Source organism: Paraburkholderia sp. BCC1884 (assembly GCF_900996225.1).
GTDB lineage: Bacteria > Pseudomonadota > Gammaproteobacteria > Burkholderiales > Burkholderiaceae > Paraburkholderia.
Map to the genome: position 1 here is coordinate 90,614 of NZ_CAAJGL010000055.1, position 22,033 is coordinate 112,646.

The following is a 22,033-nucleotide window of genomic DNA, read 5'->3' on the forward strand; positions in this document are numbered from 1 at the left end:
TCCGTTATTGACGCGAGTGGGCTACTTCGCCCCGGCCGTGCTCGAGTAGTAATCCGGGAAGTACGCCCCATATCCCAGCGGGCCGCGCGGCACGTCCGTGAAGACCACGCCCTTGACCGCGATTCCCGAATGGCGCAGGCGCCGGACCGCTTCGCCGATGCCGAACAACTGATCCTTGCCATGCCGCACGACCAGCAAGGTCGCCCCGGCGGACTTTCCGATCAGCGCGGCGTCGGTCACGGCGAGCGTGGGCGGCGTGTCGACGATCACTACGTCATAGCTGCGCGACAGATGCTCGATCATGTCCTTGTAGCGCTCGCCCATCAGCAGCTCCGACGGGTTGCCCGGCACCGTGCCTTGCGGCAGCACGTCCAGACCGGGCAGCACGTCCTTGACGACGGCCCGGTCGATGTCCATACCGGACAGCACATCCGACAGTCCCGGCGTGCTCTTGATGTTCAGATACTGGTGGATGTCGCCACGGCGCATATCGCCGTCGACCAGGATCACGCGCTTGCCGCCCAACGCCATCACCGAGGCGAAATTGATCGACACGAACGATTTGCCGACCTGCGTGCCGGTCCCGGTCACGGCGATCACGTTGCTGCTGGACTCGATCATGCCGAACTGGAACGCGGTGCGCAGGGTGCGCAGACCTTCCACGGCCACGTCGTATGAAGCCGTGCCCGCGAGCACGTGCTGGCCGCTGTCGCCACGCTTCATCGACTGCTGCAGACGTTTGCGCGCCGGGCTGCGCGGCACCACCGCGAAAACCGGAATGCCGAGCGCGTGCTCGATCTCGTTGGAACTCTCGATACCGCCGACCAGCATCTTCCGGCCCGAGGCCACCACCACGCCGACCATCAGACCGGCAATCGTCGCGCCCAGCAGAATGATGGACAGATTCGGGCGGATCGGCGCTTCCGGAATCGTCGCGTGATTGACGACACGCACGTCGCCAACCTGACCGGCCTTGAGCACACGAAGTTGCTGCGCGCTGTTGAGCAGATCGGTGTAAAGCTGTGTATCGACCCGCACGTCGCGCAGCAGTCTGAGCGAGTTCTGCTCGGTACCCGGCAGCTTCTGTACCTGTTGATTCAGCTCGGCCTGCTTGTCATGCAATCTCGCAAGCTGGGCATCGAGCGACGTGATCGCCGTATGGCCCGGCGCAAAACGCTGGCTCAAGTCGTCGCGTTGCTGCTGGAGATCGAGCGTTTTTACCTCCGTCTGCGAAATCTGCTCGAGCAGCAGCTTGCTTTCCTCGCTCTGGTCGATCGTGCCGTTCTCATTGCGGAACTGGTTGTACTTTTCTTCGGCCGTGTCGAGCTCCGCGCGCAATTGCGGCAACTGTTGCTCGAGAAACGCCAACGTGTGTTCCGCTTCGGCCGATTTTCTGTCGACGTTCTGCTTGACGTATTGCTGGGTGATCGCGTTGAGAATGTCGGCGGTGCGCCCGGCGTGCTCACCCGTGAGACTCACGCCGATCATGCCCGACTGCTTGGCTTTCTCGGCGATGCTGAGCGAGCGTTTCAGTGTCTCGATGGTGGATTGCTCGGACATCTTCATTACCTCGAATTCCGTCGAGGAATGCGCCACGAGCTGATCGACCTTGACGACCACGCGGCCGTCGCCGAATGGCACGGAAGCGAGTTGCCCCACCTGTGCGCGCAAAATGAAACTGCCCGCGCGGGTCGCCAGGGTATAGGCGCCGTCGCCCGCCGCGGTTAGCACCACGCCTTGCGATGCGAGTGACGACGGCAGCTCCAGTGCGCTGAGCGAGATCTGTTCTCCGCCCCACGCGAACTTCGGCATGCCGAAACGTGCGGGCGCCAACTCGCCTTGGGGCGCGTGGCGTGCAAGTGCCGCGCCGATCACGGGGAAGTATTTCGGTTTCGCGCTGATGTCCAGGTGAAGCTGCTGCACCGCTTGCGCGATGACCAGGTCCGAGTGAATCAATTCCATCTCGGCCGCCGTCGTGCCGCTCTTGTTGAAGATGGAAGCCAGTTCGCCGAGTGTTTCCTTGGCTTTCGCGGTCGACTCACTGTCTTCGACCTGAATCATCGCGTCGGCCTGGTAGACCGGCGTAGCCACATAGGCATAGCCCACCCCGAGCACGAGCGCCACAGCGGTCGTCGCGCCGATCAGCCGCCAGCTATGGGCCAGGTGAGACAAGTGGGAGGCGAGCGTTGCTCCGCCCATCCGATGGGAGCCAATCGATTCGTTATCCAGGATAGCGCTCATAGGGTACCAATCAAGACACTTCGGGTTATCCAGCTTCGAGCCGGCACGCCGCCCGCTCTGCTCTCTCACAGGGTTTTTGCCCTGTTTTTCTTGCTGCTTTTTCTTCAATACGCGTTGCGGTTCACCAGTCCGTGCAGCACCGTCGCGGCGACAATGCGCATGTCCAGCGCGAACGACCAGTGCCGCAGGTAGTACAGATCGTGCTCGACACGCCGTTCCATCTTCTCGACACGATCGGTTTCGCCGCGATGACCGTTGACCTGGGCCCAGCCGGTGATGCCGGGTTTGATCCGGTAACGTTGCAGATAGCCGCTCACGATCTTCTGATAGAGCTCGTCATGCTCGAGCGCATGCGGACGCGGTCCCACCACCGACATATCGCCGCGCAGCACGTTGTAGAACTGCGGCAGTTCGTCGAGGCTGGTGCGTCGCAGCAGCGCGCCGACCCGCGTGATGCGTGGATCGTCGCGAGTCGCCTGCTTGAGGTGTCCCGCCTGTTCCGTGTGCAGCTTCATCGTGCGGAACTTGTAGATCCTGAACACGCGGCCGTCCGCGCCCTTGCGTTTTTGCGTGAAGAAAACCGGCCCGGGCGACGACAGCTTGACGGCGAGCGCCACGCTTGCGAGGACCGGCATCAGCGCGATCAGGGCAAGCGCCGCGAAGATCCGGTCGAAGATTTCTTTCTTCAACAAGGCATGCGCCGGCAACGGCGAACCCACCAGGCTGATTGCCGGCATCCCGATCAGATCGGTCACGCCGCCATCGAAAAGCGCCATGCTGCGCACATCGGGAATGAAGCGCACGTTCACGAAATCGTCGTGGAACTCGTTGACGAATTTGAGGATCGTCTGTTCTTCGCTGAGCGGCAGTGCGAGCCAGATCTCGCGCACCGCATGACGGCGGACGAAACCGACGAAGCCGTTGAAGTCGTTGAAAGTCGGGATGCGCGTGCGCGACACGTCGCTGCCGGGCCGCGCGTCGAACGCGGCGACCGCGCGAAAGCCGCTGCCCGGCGAGCGCCGGATGTTGCGTGCGATGTCGTGACAATGCGTCCCGCAGCCGACGATCGCCACATGGCGAAGATTCAGACCCGCGTTGCGCACACGGGAAAGCACCGAACGTACCGCGAGGCGCGTCCCGATCAGACTGGCGCACGTAAAAACGGTCCAGCAAATGAACCACACTCGCGAGATCGACTCCGTGCGATGCAGCCCGAACAGCAGCACCAGCACTCCGATCTGCACGACCGCCCAGGCGAGCGCCACTTTCGCGGCCAGCAACAGCATCGAACGGCCGCGCCACGACTGGTACAGGCTGAAGACCGGGAACACGACCAACGCGAATGCCGCGGCGAAGGTCAGCAGCGTCATGTCGAGTCCCTGCGGCAGCGGATGATCGACACGCAGCGTCGAAGCAAGGCGTGCGCACACCACGATCGACACGACGTCCAGCACACGCACGACCAGTTCGATCAAACCGGACGCGGCCGGCGCTTCCGGGCGAAACGCAACACTGCTCGTGGGACTGGTCGTACTCATGATGCTCTCCCGGTGCGCCTGCGCTCAGGCTCGCCCATACGTGTCGTCGAAACGGACGATGTCGTCTTCGCCAAGATAGGAGCCCGACTGCACCTCGATGATCTCTAGCGGCAATTTGCCTGGATTTTCGAGCCTGTGCGTGTTGCCGAGCGGGATAAACGTCGACTGGTTCTCAGTCAGAAGGAATTTCTCTTTGCCGCACGTCACGAGCGCGGTGCCGCTGACCACGATCCAGTGCTCGGCACGATGATGGTGGAGCTGCAAAGACAGTTGCGCGCCGGGATACACGACGATGCGCTTGACCTGAAAACGGCCACCGTGATCGATCGAATCGTAGTAACCCCACGGCCGCCGAACCTTGCGATGGACGTTCGCCTCGGGCGCGCGTTGCGCCTTGATGCGCGCGACCACACCCTTGATGTCCTGCACGTGCGCACGGTCGGCCACGAGCACGGCGTCGTCGGTTTCGACGACCACCAGGTTTTCCACGCCCACGCACACCACCAGTCGGCCCTCGGAATGCACGAGGCTGGAAGTCGAGCTGTCGAGTACCACGCGGCCACGCGCTGCGTTGCCGTCGGCGTCCTTGTCGAGCGCATCCCACACGGCATCCCACGAACCGAGATCCGACCAGCCGGCGTCGAGTTTGACGACGACGCCGTGCGGCAGCGCGTCGTCGGTACCGAGGCGTTCCATCACGGCGTAGTCGACCGAGTCCGATGGCGACAGCGCGAACTGCTCGCCATTCGGCCGGAAGAAGATGCCTTCGCTGGTACCTGCGGCGAACGCGGACGTGCATGCCTCGTGGACCGCCGGTTGCAAACGCTTGACGACGTCGAGCCACACGGTTGCGCGGACGACGAAAATGCCGCTGTTCCACCAATAGTTGCCGGACTCGACATAGTGCGCGGCCAGTTCCGCCGCCGGCTTTTCCACAAAACGTTCGATGAGGTGAGCGCCGCCCGGCAGCGATTCACCCAGGCGGATATAACCGAAACCGGTATCGGGCCGCGTCGGCGGCACGCCGAGCGTGGCGATCGCGCCCGCCTGGGCCTCGCGCGCCGCCAGCGCGACGGCTGCCTGAAACGCATCGATGTCGGCAATCGCATGATCCGCCGGCATGGCCACGATGATGGCGTCCTCGCCGTCCGCACACGCCGCCGCGGCGGCAAGCGTCAAGGCCGGCGCGGTGTCGCGCCGCATCGGCTCGACCAGGATGCGCGCGTTGACACCGCTCGCGCGCATCTGCTCGGCGGTGACGAAACGGTGCTCTTCGCCGCACACGATAATCGGCTCAGGCATCAACTCCCACGGACCGGGGAACCCTTGCAGGCGCTGCGTGGTGGCTTGCAGCAGCGAGTCCTGTCCGAGCAGGCCAATCAGTTGCTTGGGGAATTGTTCGCGCGACATCGGCCAAAGACGCGTGCCGGCGCCGCCGGCCAGAATGACCGGCGCGAGACGAACGGCGGGCGTGAAGACCGCCGCCGCGCCCAGATTGCCGTCCGCCGTGCTGTCGCCCGTAGAGAGAGACTTCTGAACGGCCTCGAGTACTGCCCGTTGCGCTTCTTCGACATTCCCGCTCATCGCTCTGCACTCCTCGATAGGACTACGTCGTTGATCCGTGCGGCAAAATCATTCCCATGAGGCGCGTGGCGCCTCATGAATCATGCAGTGCTCGCATCAATAGACTTGCAAATGGAAGACGTATGAGCAGACGTATTGCCGGCATGTACCCGTCTTCCACACGCACGCAATCCATGAAAGCGCGCGCGAAACCTGATTCGATCCGGTGACGAAGCTGACCTCATTGACGCTACGCTCCGCGTCAACCCTGTCCACGCGACTACGATTGAAACCGCTTGTTGGCGACACCCGGCGGCGGCCCCGAAATCCGCATTGATCTTTCGGTAACTTGCCGCCGCACTCCTTGCGCAGACCGACCGTAACGAACTTTCCTCGGTTCCCTGTCGATCGTCTGTGTGCAGTGCATCATAGGCATCGCAATACTTCAACCGTATTTCCTGACCGAAATTCCCGACATGTTGGCGGATCGGGTGGGCATCAGGAAGTTCGCGTTTTCTGAATCCCCGTTTGTCCTGACATGGCAACGCCTACGCCAGGTTTGTGACAGCAATTCGTTATCCAAACTATATTTCTTCGCGTCACGTGTTATCCGTCATCTCTACATGTCAATACTGTAAGGGCGAAGCGACCAACCAGGACAGCGTCCGGATACGCGCCGCGTCGAGCACCGTGGCCGCATGATTCCACGCAATCCACTTACTTAACGTTACCCACCGAACTCTTCTCGCAAATTCATGCCGGTTCTGCTGCGAGATACCCCTACTCGACACACGGACTTGAATGTGTTGGCCGAATGCGCGTAACAGTTGGCTATTGTTCACTGCACAATTCGCGCTATCGTTGCACTCACGTAGTCGCAATGCGTTTCAAACGGACCAACGGCATGGTTGCGCGTGCAACCGGATTGCCGGAAAGATCTAATCACGAGGCGCTGTGCCTCACTGTGTGGCCGACTATGAACGTAAAAGACCAAGCCCGTCATAGCAGTCTGATTGAAGTATTCGAGGACGTCGTACCCGCACCATTGCTTCTGACGATCAACGCAACGATCGATGCCACCCAGAGCGACTGGCAGCCCGCAGACGGGCGCCGCGAAGCCGTCATGGCGCGAAGCTTCGCCGAACAGTTGCGTGAGAACGCCCGCTTCTACGCGCTCGAATCACAAGTCTGCAGCGAGGCGCGCCAGTGGAGCGAGACGGCACTCAAGCGCGACATTTCCGATATGCCGCTTCACGTATTACGTTGCGTCGGCCCTGCGGCAGCCAAACAGAGTTATCTGCGTCACTTCGACTCGCACGTTCTGACCATGCTGATCCCGCTGCGCCTCGCCGAGCAAGGCGAGAGCAACGGAGATCTGGTGCTGCATATTCGCCAGCGCGCTGTGAAATGGGCGTTGCTGAACCTGCTGACGAAGATGTATCTGTTCTTCGAACATGGACTGCCGTTCTTTCTGCGCAGCGCGCTCGTGGCACGCAGCCAGTCGATTGAAGGCTGCGAGCGCATCCAGTGCATCCCCGGCAACGTTTACGTTTTCAACGGACTCGTCACGCTTCATCACAATCTCGATGTCGCCGTCGGCGAGCGGCGCACGCTGATCATTCACCACTACGACGCGGGCCTGAGTGTAGGCGCGCGATATCTCATGCGCTCGGTACGCAATCTGCGCGACCGCCTTGCATGGATCTATTGAACTGAAGCCGCGCGCACTTGCCGCCGGTACTCAACAGTCCAGACCGGTCCATGCCGTCCGCTGGTCTACGGAGGATGCGTGAAAATTTTGATCTACGGCATCAATTACGCGCCGGAAATGACCGGCATCGGTAAGTACACCGCGGAGATGGCGGCCACGCTCGCAGGCCAGGCGCATGAAGTGCGCGTGGTCTGCGCGCCGCCGTACTATCCGGAATGGCGGATCGCACGTGGCTTTTCGTCGCGGCGCTACGCGCAGGAACAACGCGACGGGGTCCGCGTGTCGCGTGCACCGCTGTGGGTTCCTAGCCGGCCTCGCGGCCTGGGGCGTCTCGTGCACCTCGCGAGCTTCGCGCTGACGAGTCTGCCTTTGATGGTCCGCCATGCGTTCTGGCGGCCCGATATCGTGTTCTGCGTCGCGCCGAGCCTGCTCAACGCACCGACCGGCTGGCTGGTTGCGCGGATCGCCCGCGCGCACGCCTGGCTGCACATCCAGGACTTCGAAGTGGACGCCGCGTTCAAGCTGGGCATCCTGCAAGGCTCGCTGCTCAAACGCGTTGCGCTGGCAGCCGAACGGGCCTTGATGACGCGCTTCGACACCATCTCGACGATCTCCGGCAAGATGCTGGAGCGCGCCTCGAGCAAGGGCATCGCCGCCGAGCGCCTCGTGCGCTTTCCCAACTGGGCCGACACCAGCGCAATCTATCCGCTTTCGCGCGTGAGCCGTCTGAAAGCCGAACTCGGCTTACCGGCGAGTTCGATCGTCGTGCTCTATTCGGGGAACATGGGCATCAAGCAGGGCCTGGACATTCTTGCCGCCGCCGCGCTCGCCTTGAAGGACCACGCCGACCTCGCGTTCGTATTCTGCGGCGACGGACCCGCGCGCAGCGGCGTGCAGACCGTATGCGGCGACATGCCGAACTGCCGCATCATCGACCTGCGGCCTAAGGAAGAGCTCAACGAATTGCTCAATCTGGCGGACATCCACGTCCTGCCGCAGCGCTCCGATGCCGCCGATCTGGTGATGCCGTCCAAGCTTACCGGCATGTTCGCGAGCGGCAAGGCGGTGGTCGCGATGGCCGAGCCCGGCACCGAACTGCACGACACGGTCGCGCCGCGTGGTGTCGTGGTGCCGTCCGGCAACGCCGCCTTGCTTGCCGATGCAATCCGCCAACTCGCGGACAAGCCGGCTGAGCGGGCACGGCTCGGACGTGCGGGCCGCGCCTTCGCGCTGGCCTCGTTGTCGCGCGAGGCGGCATTCGCGGCGCTCGAAGCGCGCTTCGCAAAACTCGGCGGCGTACGCCACGACGTCACCGAGTCGTTCGAGGAAGTGGAGAACGAAGTCAGCTAAGGCGACAAGGTCGACCACCTCGACCACCCTGACGACATCGCCGATAGCCGGTTGCAGCCTCAACGATTCTCCAGTCCGCCCAGGGGTCTGCGCGCGCCGGCGTCCAATGCCGCCACGACCCATGCGGCAACTCCACTTCCCGTTGCGCCGCCGCCAATCCCGCGATGAGGCCCGCGCGATCGTGGGCGATGCGATACACCGGCTTGGCGCGCTCGAAGCGCCAACTGTGCGCGAGTACGAAGCGGCCGCCAGGCCAATGCATCTGGTGTTTCCAGCCAGCCGCGTCACGCCGGAACTGCGGGCGTTCATCGATCAGGTCGTGGCCGGATTCGGCCCGAGAGCGTGTGAAGCGCGCGGGCGAGCAAGGCTGCGGGCCGGCCTTCAATCGTCCGCTAGCAGCCTGCTAGCCGCCCTCGTCTCGCCTTTTACGACCCGCCAATCTCACCCCATTGCCCGCTAGAATGCCCGGCTTTGTCCGCGTCCGACGCGCCACAAGGCAAAATACGGGTTTTGCGCGTCTCACAGCGCGCGGCGCAAGCAGGACAGCTCGTCCTTGAACAGAGCCCCTCAGGAGCATTTATGACCGATTCGAACCCCTCTTTCCTCGGCAGGATTTCTCTCGCCGTGAGCACGTTTTTCAGCATTCTCGGCGACGGCGAATTCGCCGCGAACGTACTGCGACTACGTAACCGCGGCACGGCTGCCAGCGCCGCGCCCGCGCCCGCCGCGACGCCAACGCCCGCGCCTGCTGCCGCACCGGCACCGGCACCCGCAGCCCAGCCCGCCCCGACGCTCAAGGAAGCCGGCCCCGACGCCGCCCTGCAACTGCTCGGCCTGCTGCAACGCGACGCGCGCTTCATCGATTTCGTCGAAGAAGACATCAAGGGCTATAGCGACGCCGACATCGGCGCGGCCGCCCGTCTCGTCCACGAAGGTTGCCGCGCGACGTTGCGCGAGCACTTCACGATCCGACCGGTGCGCGACGAAGCCGAAGGCAGCCGCGTCACGCTTCCCGAAGGTTTCGACGCCAGTTCCATTCGCCTGACCGGCAACGTCGTCGGCAAGGCGCCGTTCAACGGCAGCATCAGCCATCGCGGCTGGCGCGTCGACGAAGTGCGTCTGCCGAAGCTGACGGCCAGCCACAACGCGACCGTGATCGCACCGGCCGAGGTCGAGCTATGAGCGACGCACGCTATTCCATCGGTATCGACCTTGGCACCACGCACTGCGCGCTGTCCTATGTCGACACGAGCGCCAGCGACGGCGAGAAAACCACTCAAGGCGTGTTGCCGGTCGCTCAGCTCACGGGCCCCGGCGCGATCGACAACCTCGATCTGCTGCCCTCGTTCCTCTATCTGCCGCACCCGGACGAGCTCGCCGCCGGCGACCTCCATCTGCCGTGGACCGGCCAGCGCGAATTCGCGGTCGGTGAATTTGCCCGCAGCCGCGGCGCAGCCACGCCGATCCGGCTGGTGTCGAGCGCGAAGAGCTGGCTGTGCCATCCGGGCGTCGATCGTCGCGCGGCGATTCTGCCGAACGATGCACCGCCGGAAGTCGCACGCGTCTCGCCACTCGAAAGCTCGGTGCGCTTTCTGACGCACCTGCGCGAAGCATGGGACCACGCGCATCCCGACGCGCCGTTCGCGCAGCAGGACATCACGGTGACGATCCCCGCATCGTTCGATCCGGCCGCCCGCGAGCTGACCGCCGAAGCCGCCGACGCCGCGGGTTACGGCCGCATGACGCTGCTCGAGGAACCACAGGCCGCGCTCTATAGCTGGATCCAGAAGAGCAGCGGCGACTGGCGCAAGCAGGTCAAGGTCGGCGACATCATCCTCGTGGTGGACGTGGGCGGCGGCACGACCGACCTCTCGCTGATCGCCGTGATCGAACGCGAGGGCAATCTCGAACTGCATCGCGTGGCAGTCGGCGAACACATTCTGCTGGGCGGCGACAACATGGACCTCGCGCTCGCGCACGTGGTCGCTCGCAAGCTCGCGGCGCAAGGCACCCAGGCCGACGCCTGGCAATTGCGCGCCCTCACCTACGCATGCCGCTCGGCGAAGGAAACGCTGCTCAGCGATCCGGCGAGCGACACCGTGCCGCTCGTCGTGCCGAGCCGGGGCTCGAAACTGATCGGCGGCTCGATCCGCACCGAACTCACGCGCGCCGAGTTGACGCAGACGATCCTCGAAGGCTTCTTCCCGCAGGTGGACAGCGCGGCGCGTCCGGTGAGCCGCGCACGTGCCGGTCTGACGCAACTCGGCCTGCCGTATGCGCAGGACGCGGGCATCACGCGTCATCTGGCGGCCTTCCTCGGCCGCCAGGTCGGCGCGCTGGCCGAACTCGAAGGACTGGGCCATCCCGCCGCGCCCGAGGGGGCGAGCTTCCTGCATCCCACCGTCGTGCTGTTCAACGGCGGCGTGTTCAAGTCGCCGCTGCTTGTCGAGCGCATCATGGGTACGCTCAACGGATGGCTGACGGCGGAAGGCGCAGCGCCGGCCCGTCTGCTCGAAGGCGCGGACCTCGATCTGGCGGTGGCGCGCGGCGCGGCCTACTACGGCTACGTGCGACGCGGCCAGGGTGTACGGATTCGCGGCGGCACCGCGCGGGCCTACTACATCGCGATCGAATCGGCGATGCCCGCGGTCCCCGGACTCGAGCCGCCGATCCAGGCGTTGTGCGTGGCACCGTTCGGCATGGAAGAAGGCACCGAGGCCGAGTTGCCCACGCAGGAGTTTGGTCTGGTGGTCGGCGAGCCGGTGCACTTCCGCTTCTTCGGGTCGTCGGTGCGTCGTCAGGATCAGGTCGGCACGCTGCTCGACTTCTGGGGTCCCGACGAACTGCAGGAACTCGATGAGATTCAGGCGACGCTGCCCGCATCGGGACGCAGCGCCGGTGAAGTCGTGCCGGTGAAATTGCACGCGCGCGTGACCGAAGCCGGCACGCTCGAACTCGAAGCCGTGCCGCGCGGCACGGATGAGCGCTGGAAGGTCGAATTCGACGTGCGCGGCAACGCGAATGCATGACTGAGATGAAGCGGTACAGCGTCGGTATCGATCTCGGCACCAGTAATACGGTGCTCGCCTATGCCGAGGCGGGGTCGCCGACCATCCGCGTGTTCGAGATCGAGCAGCTGGTCAGTCCCGGCGAGGTGGCCGCGCGGCCACTGCTGCCTTCGGTGCGTTATCAGGCGGCCGAAGGCGAGCTGAACCCGGACGATCTGCAATTGCCGTGGTCGCGTGCGGATCGCACTGCCGCCAACGCTCACGCGAATGCCGCCACGCCGCCGCTCGTGATCGGCCGGCTCGCGCGTCTGCTCGGTGCGCAGGTGCCGGGGCGGCTGGTGGCGAGCGCGAAAAGCTGGCTGTCGCATGCATCGGTCGATCGCGTGGCGCCGATCCTGCCCTGGGGCGCCGCCGACGATGTCCGCAAAGTCTCGCCCGTCGAAGCCAGCGCAAGCTACCTCGCGCACGTTCGCGCCGCATGGAACCAGCGCTTTCCCGATGCGCCGCTCGAGCAGCAGGACGTGGTACTCACCGTGCCGGCGTCCTTCGACGAAGGCGCGCGCGCCCTGACCGTCGAAGCGGCCCGCATGGCCGGACTGTCCACTTTGAAGCTGCTGGAAGAACCGCAAGCGGCGTTCTACGACTGGCTGTTCCATCACCGCGACCGGCTCGCCGGCGAACTTGCGGACACGCGGCTCGTACTGATCTGCGACGTCGGCGGCGGCACCACCGACCTCACGCTGATCGAAGTGAGCCTGCGCGACGGCGAGCCGCAACTCACGCGCATCGGCGTGGGCAATCACCTGATGCTCGGCGGCGACAACATGGATCTGGCGCTCGCGCATCTGGTGGAAGCGCGTCTGCCGGGCGGCGAAACGCGCACGCGACTGTCGGCAGCCAATCTGTCGCAACTGGTCGAGCGTTGCCGCAATGCGAAGGAACTCCTGCTCGGGCCGCAGGCGCCCGACTCCACCTCGATCACGCTGCTCGGCGCGGGTTCGAAACTGATCGGCGGCGCACGCACGGCGCAGGTCACGCGTGAGGAAGTCGAACGGATCATCGTCGATGGCTTTTTTCCGACGGTGTCTTCCGGCGAACGTCCTGGCCGGCCACGTGGGGCGATCGTGGAATTCGGCTTGCCCTATGCGACCGATGCCGCCGTCACGCGTCACATCGCGGCGTTCCTGAGCCGTTTCGCGGCGCAATCGCGTCAAGCACTGGGTATTGCTTCTACCGACGCGACCGGCCATGGCGAACCAGACGACACCTTGCCCGTGCCCGACACCCTGCTGCTCAACGGCGGCGTGTTCCGCGCCGAAGCACTGACGCAACGACTCGCCGGCACCCTGGGCACATGGCGCGGCGAAGCGCTCAACGTGCTGCACAACGACAACCCGGACGTCGCCGTCGCACGTGGCGCGGTTGCTTATACCTTGGCCCGCGCGGGCGCCGCGCCGAAAATCGGCGGCGGCTCGCCGCGCAGCTATTTCCTCGTGCTCGACGAATCCGGCGACGGCAAGCACGACACGTCGCTCGCGCAACGCGGCATCTGTCTGTTGCCGCGCGGCACGGAAGAAGGCCATGAAATCCTGATCGCGGATCGCACCTTTGCGCTGCGTCTTGGTCATCCGGTGCGTTTTCATCTGGTGTCGTCGAGTGCGGACACGGCGTATCAGCCAGGCCAACTGGTCGATCTCGCGGACGGCGATTTCGTGCGCCTGCCGCCGATCGCAACGATCGTGCAACCGCGCGGCGACAAAGGTACCGCGCGCGAAACCGTCGTGCAGATCGCGACCTCGCTCACCGAAGTGGGCACGCTCGAAGTCCACTGCATCGAACTCGATCATCCCGCGCAACGCTGGCTGCTCGAATTCCAGCTGCGCCGCGAAGACGCACAGGTCAATCTCGCCGACGAAGCAGCGCATGCTCGCCACCCCGCGCTCGATCAGGCGATCGAACAGATCGACCGCTGCTTCGGTTCGCGCACGCAAAAGGTCGATCCGAAGGACATCAAACGCCTGCGCTCGCAACTCGAACATCTGCTGGGCCCACGCGAAAGCTGGAACAGCGCGTTGCTGCGCGAGCTTTTCGGCGCGCTGTGGGAACGCGCGCGGCGTCGGCGGCGCTCGGCGGATCACGAGCGGCTCTGGTTGAATCTGGCCGGTTATTGCCTGCGGCCGGGCTTCGGCTATCCACTCGACGAATGGCGCGTCGAACAACTCTGGTCGCTGTTCGACGACGGCATTCAGTACGTCAACGATGGCCAGGTGTGGTCGGAATGGTGGACGCTCTGGCGCCGTGCCGCCGGCGGCCTCGACGAGGCCGCGCAACTGCGCGTGCTCGATGCGATGGCGTATCTGCAAACGGCGGCGCAATCGCGCCATAAGTTGCCTTTCGATGTGGCGAAAACGGGCTTCACCGATATGGTCCGGCTGAGCGCGTCGCTCGAACGGATTCCGGTCGAACGCAAGATCGAACTGGGCGAATCAGTGCTCACGCGTTTGAAGAAGCCGGCGGAAAACCATCAAAGCTGGTGGGCGGTGGGCCGCATCGGCGCGCGCCGGCCGTTCTACGGCAGCGCCCACAGCGTCGTGCCGCCGGAGATTGCCGCGCCATGGCTCGACGCCCTCCTTGCGCTCGACTGGAAGAAAGTCGATCCGGCCGCCTTCGCGGCTGTGCAGATCGCGCGCATGACGGGTGATCGCTCGCGCGACTTGCCGGAAGACCTGCGGCTCAAGGTGGTGCGCCGGCTCGAAGCGGTCAATGCCCCGCGCGCGTGGATCACGATGGTGAGCGAAAGCGTGGAACTCGATGACGCCGACGAAGGCCGCGTGTTCGGCGAGTCCTTGCCGGCGGGGTTGAAGCTGATCGCAAGTTGAGAGGCGCGTTGAAAGCGCGAGGCGCCGTGCACGTCGATGGACGCGTTGACGTGCGCGATGAGCCTCACGCAACGCACCTCGCCCGTTCACTCGCTCAAACCTGCGCCATCCCGCCGTCGACGAACAACTCGATCCCGGTGATATAGCTCGCGTCATCCGATGCGAGGAACGACACGGCCTTGGCGATCTCGTCCGCCTCGCCGACGCGGCCAAGCGGCGTGGTGTCGCTGACCTGCTGGCGATAAGCGTCGATCTGCTCGTCGCTCATCTTCAGTTCGGTCTTGTAAGCGGGCGTCACCACCACGCCCGGCGCCACCACGTTGACGCGAATGTCGCGCCCCTTGAGATCGGACGCCCACGTCCGCGCAAAGGAACGCAGAGCGGCCTTGGTCGCCGCGTACACGCCGAAGGCCGGCACGCCCTGAATCGACGTGATCGAACCCGTCAGCACGATCGCACTGCCCGGTTGCATCAGCGGCAAGGCTTTCTGCACGGTAAACAGCGTGCCCTTCACGTTGATGTCGAAATACTTGTCGAATTGCGCCTCGGTAATCTGACCGAGCGGCGAAAACTCGCCGCCGCCGGCGTTCGCGAACAGAATGTCGAGCTTTTGATGCGCCGCTTGCACCGTGCTGAACATCCGGTCGAGGTCGGCCGCCGACGAGATGTCCGCGCGAATCGCCGTCGCGCCGTGGCCGATCTGTTCGACTGCTTCGTCGAGTTCCGCCTGACGCCGGCCGGTGATGTAGACCGTCGCCCCTTCGCGCGCAAAACGCATGGCGGCTGCGAGGCCGATACCGCTGCTGCCGCCGGTCACCAGCACGATTTTGCCGGCGTGCCTGGTGGAATTGACGTTTGCAGGTTTGAGGTGATTCATGGCTGACTCCTGTGTGTTGAAGGTCGCTTGACCCTTGACGTCAGCTTATTTCATACACACCAGGAGATAAATCGGTATGCTGTGGATACTTTATTCACAGCAGTGGATAATCCGTTTCCGGCGAGGCCCGATGGATCACTTGCAGGCAATCCGCATCTTTGCGCGGGTGGTGGAAACCGGCGGCTTCAGCCGCGCGGCGCAGTCGCTGCAGATGCCCAATGCCACGGTCAGCAAATGGGTGAAGTCGCTGGAGGATCACCTCGGCGTCAAACTGCTCGAACGCAGCACGCGCAGCGTCAACGTCACCACCGACGGCGCGGCCTACTACGAACGCATGCATCCCCTGCTCAGCGAGCTCGACGATATCGAGGCGACGTTGGGACGCGACCGCGCAAGTCCGCGTGGTGCACTACGGGTCGATAGCGGCGGCTCGACGGCGAGTGGCATTCTGATTCCCGCGTTGCCGCAATTCTGCGCGCGCTATCCCGACATTCAGTTGCAGTTGAGCGTGACGGACCGCACCGCCGATCTGCTCGCCGAGAATATCGACTGCGCGATTCGCAGCACGTCGAACGATCCCGCGCTGGTGGCGCGCGAAATCTGCGTGCTGCGCTGGACCACCTGCGCGACTCCGGCGTATCTGGCCGAATACGGCACGCCTTCGCACCCGCAACAGATCGTCGACGACGGACACGCCGTCGCCGGCTATTTTTCGGCCAGCAGCGGGCTCGTGCAGCCCTTGCGATTCGAACGGGACGGCGAGCAGATCGTGCTCGCCAAGGTGCGCAATACGGTGATGGTGAGCGAAAGCAACGCACACCTGGCCACCGCGCTGGCGGGTCTCGGCATCGTGCATACGCTGGATTTCATGGTGCGCCCGGCCATCGCGCGCGGTGAGTTGGTGCCGATACTTACGGACTGGCGGCCGCCACCGCTGCCGATTTTTCTCGTCTATCCGCCGAGCCGCCGTTACAGCACGAAAGTACGCGTCTTTGCCGAATGGGTGAGCGAGGTGTATGCCGGCCTTCGGGAAGGCTGAGCCGCAACCGGGTTCAGCCGAGGTTCAGCCGAGGTTCAGCCGAGGTTCAGTGGCCGCCGGTTGCCTTACGCCATCGTCACCAGATTGCGGCCGGCGTGCTTCGAGCGGTACAGCGCCCGGTCCGCGCTCGCAAAGCCGTCGCGATGCGCCGGCCGCGAGAGGTCGGTGATGCGCGTGAGCGAGGCACCCACGCTCACCGTCACCCGTCCGAGCGGCGAAGCGCGATGCTCGATAGCCAGATCTTCGACGCTCTGCCGTAGACGGTCGAGCGTGTTCTCGAGCGACGTGGCCTCGGCGTTCGTCACCAGCAGGCCGAATTCCTCGCCGCCCATGCGTCCGACGACGATGCGATCGCCATCGGCCGCTTCCTGCATCACCGAGGCGACCTGACGCAGACAATGATCCCCGGCCTGGTGGCCATACGTATCGTTGTATTGCTTGAACCAGTCCACGTCGACCACCACTGAGCCCATCACGTCGCCGTCCCGCGCTTCTTTCCAGCGACGTGTGATGCTTTCCAGCAGAAAACGGCGGTTATAGATCTGCGTGAGCGGATCGATCGCGGTAGCCGTGCGCATCTTCAGATCGTTTTCGATCATCGCGCGCAGATGGTAGAACACGCCGCGTTGCGAGGCGTCGAGACGGCCGGGCGCCGGGTCCATCGCGCACAACGCGCCGACGATCTCGCCGTTCGGCGCACGCAGGGCAATCGCCGCATAAAAGCGCACGAAAGGATGACGCTGCACCAGCATGCATTCGCCGAAGCGGGCGTCGTCGTGAGCGTCTTCGATCACGAACAGCTCGGCGTCGCGCACCGCGTAGTCGGCGAGCGATCGGGCCCGTGTGACGAGCGGCATCGCCATGCCGACTTCGGCACGGTAATGCTGATGCTCTTCGTCGAGCAGCGTAATCGCGGTGATCGCCGCACCGGTCACGCTCTTCAGGATTTCGGCCGCGTGGGTGAAGCACTCGCGCATCACCTGATCGTCGTGCAAAAGCCATTCGATCACCGACGACTCCACCTCGGGCTCATTGCCGGCGGCAGGATCGACCGACATGCGGCTGGACAGACGGTCGTTACTGTAAGCGAGTTGCACGGCTGGGTTCCCGAGAGTGACTAGCTCATGTCAACGGCACCGCGGCACGAAACTTGAGTGGGACGCGTAGTCCGGGACGCGCAGTCTGGCGCGCGGCGCAAGTCCGGCGTGAGCAGCCTCACGAAGTACAATTCACGCGCCAGTCATGCGCGGCCTGCTTTCTGCTCAAGAAACGGGCAACGCATCCATTCAACAGACAATTGCACGTGCCATCTCGCGCGCCGTGCAGTTGCTTGCGCTGTAGTTCAACCGCCCCAATGACGACGACCGCCGCTCATCACCCAACCCGCGCCTTGCTGATCACGAATGTCCGTCAGCGCGATGGTAGCCGCGTCGACGTATCGATCGTCGACGGCCGCATCGCGGCCATCGGCACGGACCTGCCGCGCGCCGCTGGCGTCGCGTTGGAGGATGGTGCAGGCGCGCTGCTGTTGCCGGGTTTCGTCGAAGGGCATACGCACCTGGACAAAACCAACTGGGGCCTGCGCTGGTATCGCAACGAAGTCGGGCCGAAGCTGACCGACCGCATCGAGAACGAACGACGCTGGCGTGCAGAAAGCGGTCACGACGCGGGCGTGCAATCGCTCGCGCTGGCTCGCGCGTTTCTCGCCGCGGGCACCACGCGCCTGCGCACCCATGTCGATATCGACACCGACGCGGGCCTGCGTCATCTCGAAGGCGTGCTCACCACGCGCGAGACGCTGCGCGGCGCAATGGATCTGCAGATCGTCGCCTTTCCGCAATCGGGCCTGCTCGGCCGTCCTGGCACGGATGCGCTGCTCGACCAGGCCTTGAGCGCCGGTGCGGATGTGCTCGGTGCGCTCGATCCCGCCTTGATCGACGGCGACCCGGTGGCTTCGCTCGACGTGACGTTCGGCCTTGCCGAACGTCATCAAAAACCGATCGACATCCATCTGCACGAGCCGGGTGAAATCGGTGCGTTCACGCTCGGACTGTTGCTCGACCGCGTCGCCGCGCTGGGCATGCAAGGTCGGGTGGTAGTCAGTCACGCGTTCTGCCTCGGCGCGCTGCCCGAACGCGAACGCGACGGCCTGCTCGAGCGCCTCGCCCATCTGCGTGTCGCATTGCTGACGACCGCGCCGTCCTCGACCGTCGTGCCGCCGCTCAAAACCTGCCTCGAAAAAGGCGTCACGCTATTCGGCGGCAACGACGGCATCCGCGACACGTGGACGCCCTATGGCTCGCCCGACATGCTGGAGCGCGCCATGCTGATCGCGATGCGCTACGGCCTGCGCCGCGACGACGATCTCGCCCTGGCGTTCGACTGCGTGAGCAGCACCGCGGCGCACGCGTGCGGATTCGCCGACTATGGCTTGCACGCCGGCGCGCGCGCCGACCTCGTGCTGGTCGACGCCGACACGCTCGCGCACGCGCTGGTCGCGCGGCCGCCACGCAAGCTGGTGATGAGCCACGGCCGCATCGTCGCGCGCGCTGGCGCGGCCGTAGTCGAGTGAGGTCCGTTGAACCCGATTGAATCCCGAACATTGAACCAGCGCATGGTGACGCCACGCCGCGCGCTGCAAAGAAACCGGTTTGCGCACTGACATGATCAATCTCTTTCAAGCCATGCAGGCCTTCGTAAAAGTCGCCGACGCCGGCAGCTTCGCGCAGGCCGCGGAACAACTCAGTGTGTCGACCTCGGTCGTCACGCGTCACGTATCGAGCCTCGAAAAACACCTCGGCATTCGCCTGTTCCAGCGCACCACGCGCAAGGTCGTGCTGACCGAAGCGGGCGCGGATTACGCCGCCGGTTGCCGGATGCTGCTCGCGGAACTCGAGGAAGTCGAATCGCGTGCGACCACCACCTCGAAGGAGGTGGCGGGCGATCTGCGCATCGTGGCGCTGGGAAGTTTCTCGCTGTTCCGGCTCACGCCGCTGTTCGCCGAATATCAGGCCAAGTTTCCGCACGTCAATCTGCGCGTGACGCTGACCGAGAAACGTGTCGATCTGCTCGAAGGCGGCTTCGACGTGGGCATCGTGACGGAGCATATGATCCGCTCGGAGTCGCTGGTGGTGCGTCGCCTGATTACCTCGCACGCCGTGCCGGTGGCGGCTGGCGCGTATCTCGCGCAAGCGGGTTATCCGAAAACGCCGGCCGACCTCGCCCGGCACCGGATGATCGCCGCCTCGACGGATACCAGCCCGCAGACCTGGGTGTTCCGCAAAAACAGCGCCGGTGCCGGCGACGAAGAAATGGTCGCGCTCGACGCGTCGTTCACCGTCAACAGCATGGTCATGCAGAAGCAGGCGACGCTCGGCGCGATGGGCGTGGCCTTGCTGCCGCTCGAAATGGTGGCCGACGAGTTGCGCGCCGGCACCCTCGTCAAGGTGCTCGACGATTACGCCGTGCTCAATGGCGATGTGGCCGTGTCGCTGGTCTATCCGAGCCGGGAGTTCGTGCCGCGCAAAATTCGCGAGTTCATCGATCTCGCCGTGGGGTTCTTCAACTGAAATTGCGCGCGGCGTCGGGCAAGAAAAAAGGCGCGCCGTCGTGTAACGGCGCGCCTTCCTTCAAGTAAGAAAGCGGGGTACATGCCCCGCTTTTTCATTTCATCACGGCCGCTCGCCGCGTGCGAGACGCGCTTCGATGTCGTACACCACCGGCATCAGATCCGCCACGCTGTCGATCACGTAGTGCGCGCCGGCCGCCTGCAGCTTCTGGATCGCGGCCTTGCGGCGCCACGCGAATTCAGCCGGGGCGAGCGCCTTGACGTCGTCCTCGGCCATGCCGAAAGCGTTGCCGCTCACCGCGACGCCCACCGCCCACGTACCGCCGTTGATGCCCTCTTCGATGCCGACTTCGGTGTCGTCGACCTTGATCGCATCCTTCGCTCGCCATACGCCCAGCTCGGGCAACGTCTTGTAGATCATGTACGGCGACGGCCGCCCTTCCGGCGTATCGCCCGTGCACACCAGGCTGTCCGGCGAAAAACCCTGCGCGGCCGCACCCGGCAGAATCTCGGCCATGATTTCGCGTGTATAACCGGTGGTCGTGCCGATGCGGATGTCGTCGTGACGCAAGGCGATGGCCACTTCCGCCACGCCCGGAATCACCGAGCTATAGCTCGCCGCGACGGCGATGTTCTTCGGTACGAAAACGTCGTAGACCGCATCGATATCCGCCTCGCCCGGCGCGTGGCCGTGCTTGTCCGCCCAGGCCTGCGCCACGCGCGGCAAGGCCATCAGTGCGGCGATATGCGGACGCTTGGCCATGCCCATCGGCCCGCGCGCTTCCTCGATCGTGATCGACACGCCGAACTGCTCGAACGTCTCGACGAATGCGCCCATCGGCGCCAGTGAGCCGTAGTCCACTACGGTGCCGGCCCAGTCGAAAATCACTGCTTTGACATGTTTCATCTGCTTCGATCCTGAAGAGGTCAGTCGGGGTCAGCCTGACTCGGCCAATGACTTGCGTTCGTCGAGCGCGACGGCCGGCGGCGCGGCGTGCGGCACGCCCAGCGTCTGCAGCGACTTCGCGCAGGCCTGCACCACCCGGCGCATCACCTGCTCGTCCACCTGTCCGATGCAGCCGATGCGGAAACTGTCCACCACGGTCAGCTTGCCCGGATAAATGATGAAGCCCTGCTCTTTCATCAATTCATAGAAACGCTCGAAGCTGAACGATGCATGCGCCGGGGCGAAGAACGTCACGATGATCGGCGAGCGCCAACGTGCATTCAGCAGCGGCTCGAAACCGAGTTCATGCATGCCGGCCACCAGCACGTCACGATTGTTCGCGTAACGCGCGAGGCGTCCCGGCTGGCCACCTTCGAGTTTGTGCAGGCGCAGCGCTTCGATGAACGCGGCGACCGTGTGCGTGGGCGGCGTGAAGCGCCATTGACCGGTGCGGTTCATCACGTCCCATTGGTCGTAGACGTCGAGCGCGAGCGAATGGCTGCGGCCTTTGGCTTCCTGCAACGCGCTCTTGCGGGCGATCACGAAGCCGAAGCCGGGTACGCCTTCAATGCACTTGTTGGCCGACGAAACGAACGCCTCGCAGGCAATCTCGCGCACATCGAACGGCACCGCGCCGAAAGCGCTCATCGAATCGATCAGCAGCTTGCGGCCTGTCCTGGCCGTGGCGGCGGCGATTTCCCCGATCGGGTTGAGAATCCCCGAACTGGTTTCGCAGTGCACCGCGACCACATGCGTGATGCTCGGATCGGCCTCCAGCATGCGCTCGACTTCTGCGCCGCGCGGCGGCAAATAATCGCCCTTGTCGAGCAGCGTGGCGCGGCGGCCGAGATAGCCGAGCGTGGTGGCAATACGCTTGCCGTACGCGCCGTTGGCGAGGACCAGCGCGTGGCCGTCGCGCGGAATCAGGCTGCCGAGCATGGCCTCGACGCAGTAGCTGCCGCTGCCTTGCAGCGGCACGCAGTCGTAGTCGCCCGCCGTGTCGCCGGCGATGTCCAGCAGGCTGGCGCGCAGGTGCGCGGTCATCGCGCGAAAATCCCCGTCCCACGACCCCCAGTCGCGCAGCATGGCTTCCTTGGTGGAGTACGCCGTGGTCAACGGACCGGGCGTCAGCAGATAGGGTTCGCCTTTGGCCGGCGGGGCGCAGGTCGCTGCGGGAGAACGGTCTATCGTGCTTTCCATGTTCGGACGCTCCGAGAGGGCTGTTTCGGTGATCACAGCGTACCGAAAGGCCCGGCATCGGTAAAATCGATATAATCGATGTGGATATCGTAAAAACTTATGGCTTAGTGAGG

The 22,033-nt window shown here is 64.5% G+C and carries 15 protein-coding genes; 8 read left to right on the forward strand and 7 right to left on the reverse strand.

Translation table 11 applies throughout. From position 1 onward, the window contains the following. Positions 1–21: 21 nt before the first annotated feature. From FQ705_RS04275 to FQ705_RS04285, 3 genes are all read right to left on the reverse strand, one after another. Positions 22–2,241 carry a polysaccharide biosynthesis tyrosine autokinase gene (locus FQ705_RS04275; RefSeq protein ID WP_144138168.1) on the reverse strand — a complete coding sequence of 740 codons (2,220 nt, stop codon included), beginning with the start codon at positions 2,239–2,241 and terminating at the stop codon, positions 22–24. A gap of 104 nt (positions 2,242–2,345) precedes the next feature. Then, entirely contained in the window at positions 2,346–3,779 is a 1,434-nt protein-coding gene (locus tag FQ705_RS04280; RefSeq protein ID WP_144138169.1) for an undecaprenyl-phosphate glucose phosphotransferase, read from the reverse strand. A 24-nt stretch (positions 3,780–3,803) separates the two neighbouring features. Then, a complete protein-coding gene (locus FQ705_RS04285) occupies positions 3,804–5,363 on the reverse strand; it encodes a mannose-1-phosphate guanylyltransferase/mannose-6-phosphate isomerase (protein ID WP_144138170.1) in 1,560 nt (519 codons plus the stop codon). A 955-nt stretch (positions 5,364–6,318) separates the two neighbouring features. Here FQ705_RS04285 and FQ705_RS04290 point away from each other — a divergent pair. The 5 genes from FQ705_RS04290 (at position 6,319) to FQ705_RS04320 (ending at position 14,290) form a co-directional block, all read left to right on the forward strand. Next, the gene (locus FQ705_RS04290) at positions 6,319–7,053 is read left to right on the forward strand and encodes a hypothetical protein (RefSeq protein WP_144138171.1); all 735 of its coding nucleotides are present in this window, start codon (positions 6,319–6,321) and stop codon (positions 7,051–7,053) included. 78 nt (positions 7,054–7,131) lie between these two features. After that, a complete protein-coding gene (locus FQ705_RS04295) occupies positions 7,132–8,403 on the forward strand; it encodes a glycosyltransferase WbuB (RefSeq protein WP_144138172.1) in 1,272 nt (423 codons plus the stop codon). Between the two features lie 579 nt (positions 8,404–8,982). After that, on the forward strand, positions 8,983–9,585 hold the full coding sequence (locus FQ705_RS04310) for a DUF2760 domain-containing protein (RefSeq protein ID WP_144138173.1): 603 nt from the start codon (positions 8,983–8,985) through the stop codon (positions 9,583–9,585). Beyond that, complete coding sequence (locus FQ705_RS04315; protein ID WP_144138174.1) at positions 9,582–11,432, forward strand: Hsp70 family protein; 1,851 nt, start codon at positions 9,582–9,584, stop codon at positions 11,430–11,432. The genes FQ705_RS04310 and FQ705_RS04315 overlap by 4 nt, the downstream gene beginning before the upstream one ends. Further along, positions 11,429–14,290 carry an Hsp70 family protein gene (locus tag FQ705_RS04320; RefSeq protein WP_186307787.1) on the forward strand — a complete coding sequence of 954 codons (2,862 nt, stop codon included), beginning with the start codon at positions 11,429–11,431 and terminating at the stop codon, positions 14,288–14,290. Before FQ705_RS04315 ends, FQ705_RS04320 begins: the two co-directional genes overlap by 4 nt. Positions 14,291–14,384: 94 nt before the next feature. On the opposite strand, the gene FQ705_RS04325 is transcribed toward FQ705_RS04320, so the two are convergent. Next, positions 14,385–15,167, reverse strand: coding sequence for a glucose 1-dehydrogenase (locus FQ705_RS04325; RefSeq protein ID WP_144138175.1), 783 nt, complete (start codon positions 15,165–15,167; stop codon positions 14,385–14,387). A gap of 130 nt (positions 15,168–15,297) precedes the next feature. Here FQ705_RS04325 and FQ705_RS04330 point away from each other — a divergent pair, with 130 nt between their 5' ends. Beyond that, a complete protein-coding gene (locus FQ705_RS04330; RefSeq protein ID WP_144138176.1) occupies positions 15,298–16,206 on the forward strand; it encodes a LysR family transcriptional regulator in 909 nt (302 codons plus the stop codon). A gap of 65 nt (positions 16,207–16,271) precedes the next feature. On the opposite strand, the gene FQ705_RS04335 is transcribed toward FQ705_RS04330, so the two are convergent. Further along, positions 16,272–17,303 carry a sensor domain-containing diguanylate cyclase gene (locus FQ705_RS04335; RefSeq protein ID WP_260854386.1) on the reverse strand — a complete coding sequence of 344 codons (1,032 nt, stop codon included), beginning with the start codon at positions 17,301–17,303 and terminating at the stop codon, positions 16,272–16,274. A gap of 257 nt (positions 17,304–17,560) precedes the next feature. On the opposite strand from FQ705_RS04335, the gene FQ705_RS04340 reads away from it, so the two are divergent. Beyond that, positions 17,561–18,778, forward strand: a complete 1,218-nt coding sequence (locus FQ705_RS04340; RefSeq protein WP_144138177.1) for an amidohydrolase family protein — start codon at positions 17,561–17,563, stop codon at positions 18,776–18,778. Between the two features lie 91 nt (positions 18,779–18,869). Then, the gene (locus FQ705_RS04345; protein ID WP_144138178.1) at positions 18,870–19,775 is read left to right on the forward strand and encodes a LysR family transcriptional regulator; all 906 of its coding nucleotides are present in this window, start codon (positions 18,870–18,872) and stop codon (positions 19,773–19,775) included. Positions 19,776–19,877: 102 nt separating this feature from the next. Here FQ705_RS04345 and phnX read toward each other — a convergent pair whose 3' ends face one another. Beyond that, positions 19,878–20,681, reverse strand: coding sequence for a phosphonoacetaldehyde hydrolase (phnX, locus tag FQ705_RS04350; protein WP_144138179.1), 804 nt, complete (start codon positions 20,679–20,681; stop codon positions 19,878–19,880). Positions 20,682–20,711: 30 nt separating this feature from the next. After that, positions 20,712–21,920: a 2-aminoethylphosphonate--pyruvate transaminase gene (locus FQ705_RS04355; protein WP_144138180.1), complete on the reverse strand. Its 1,209-nt coding sequence runs from the start codon at positions 21,918–21,920 to the stop codon at positions 20,712–20,714. Positions 21,921–22,033 lie beyond the last annotated feature (113 nt).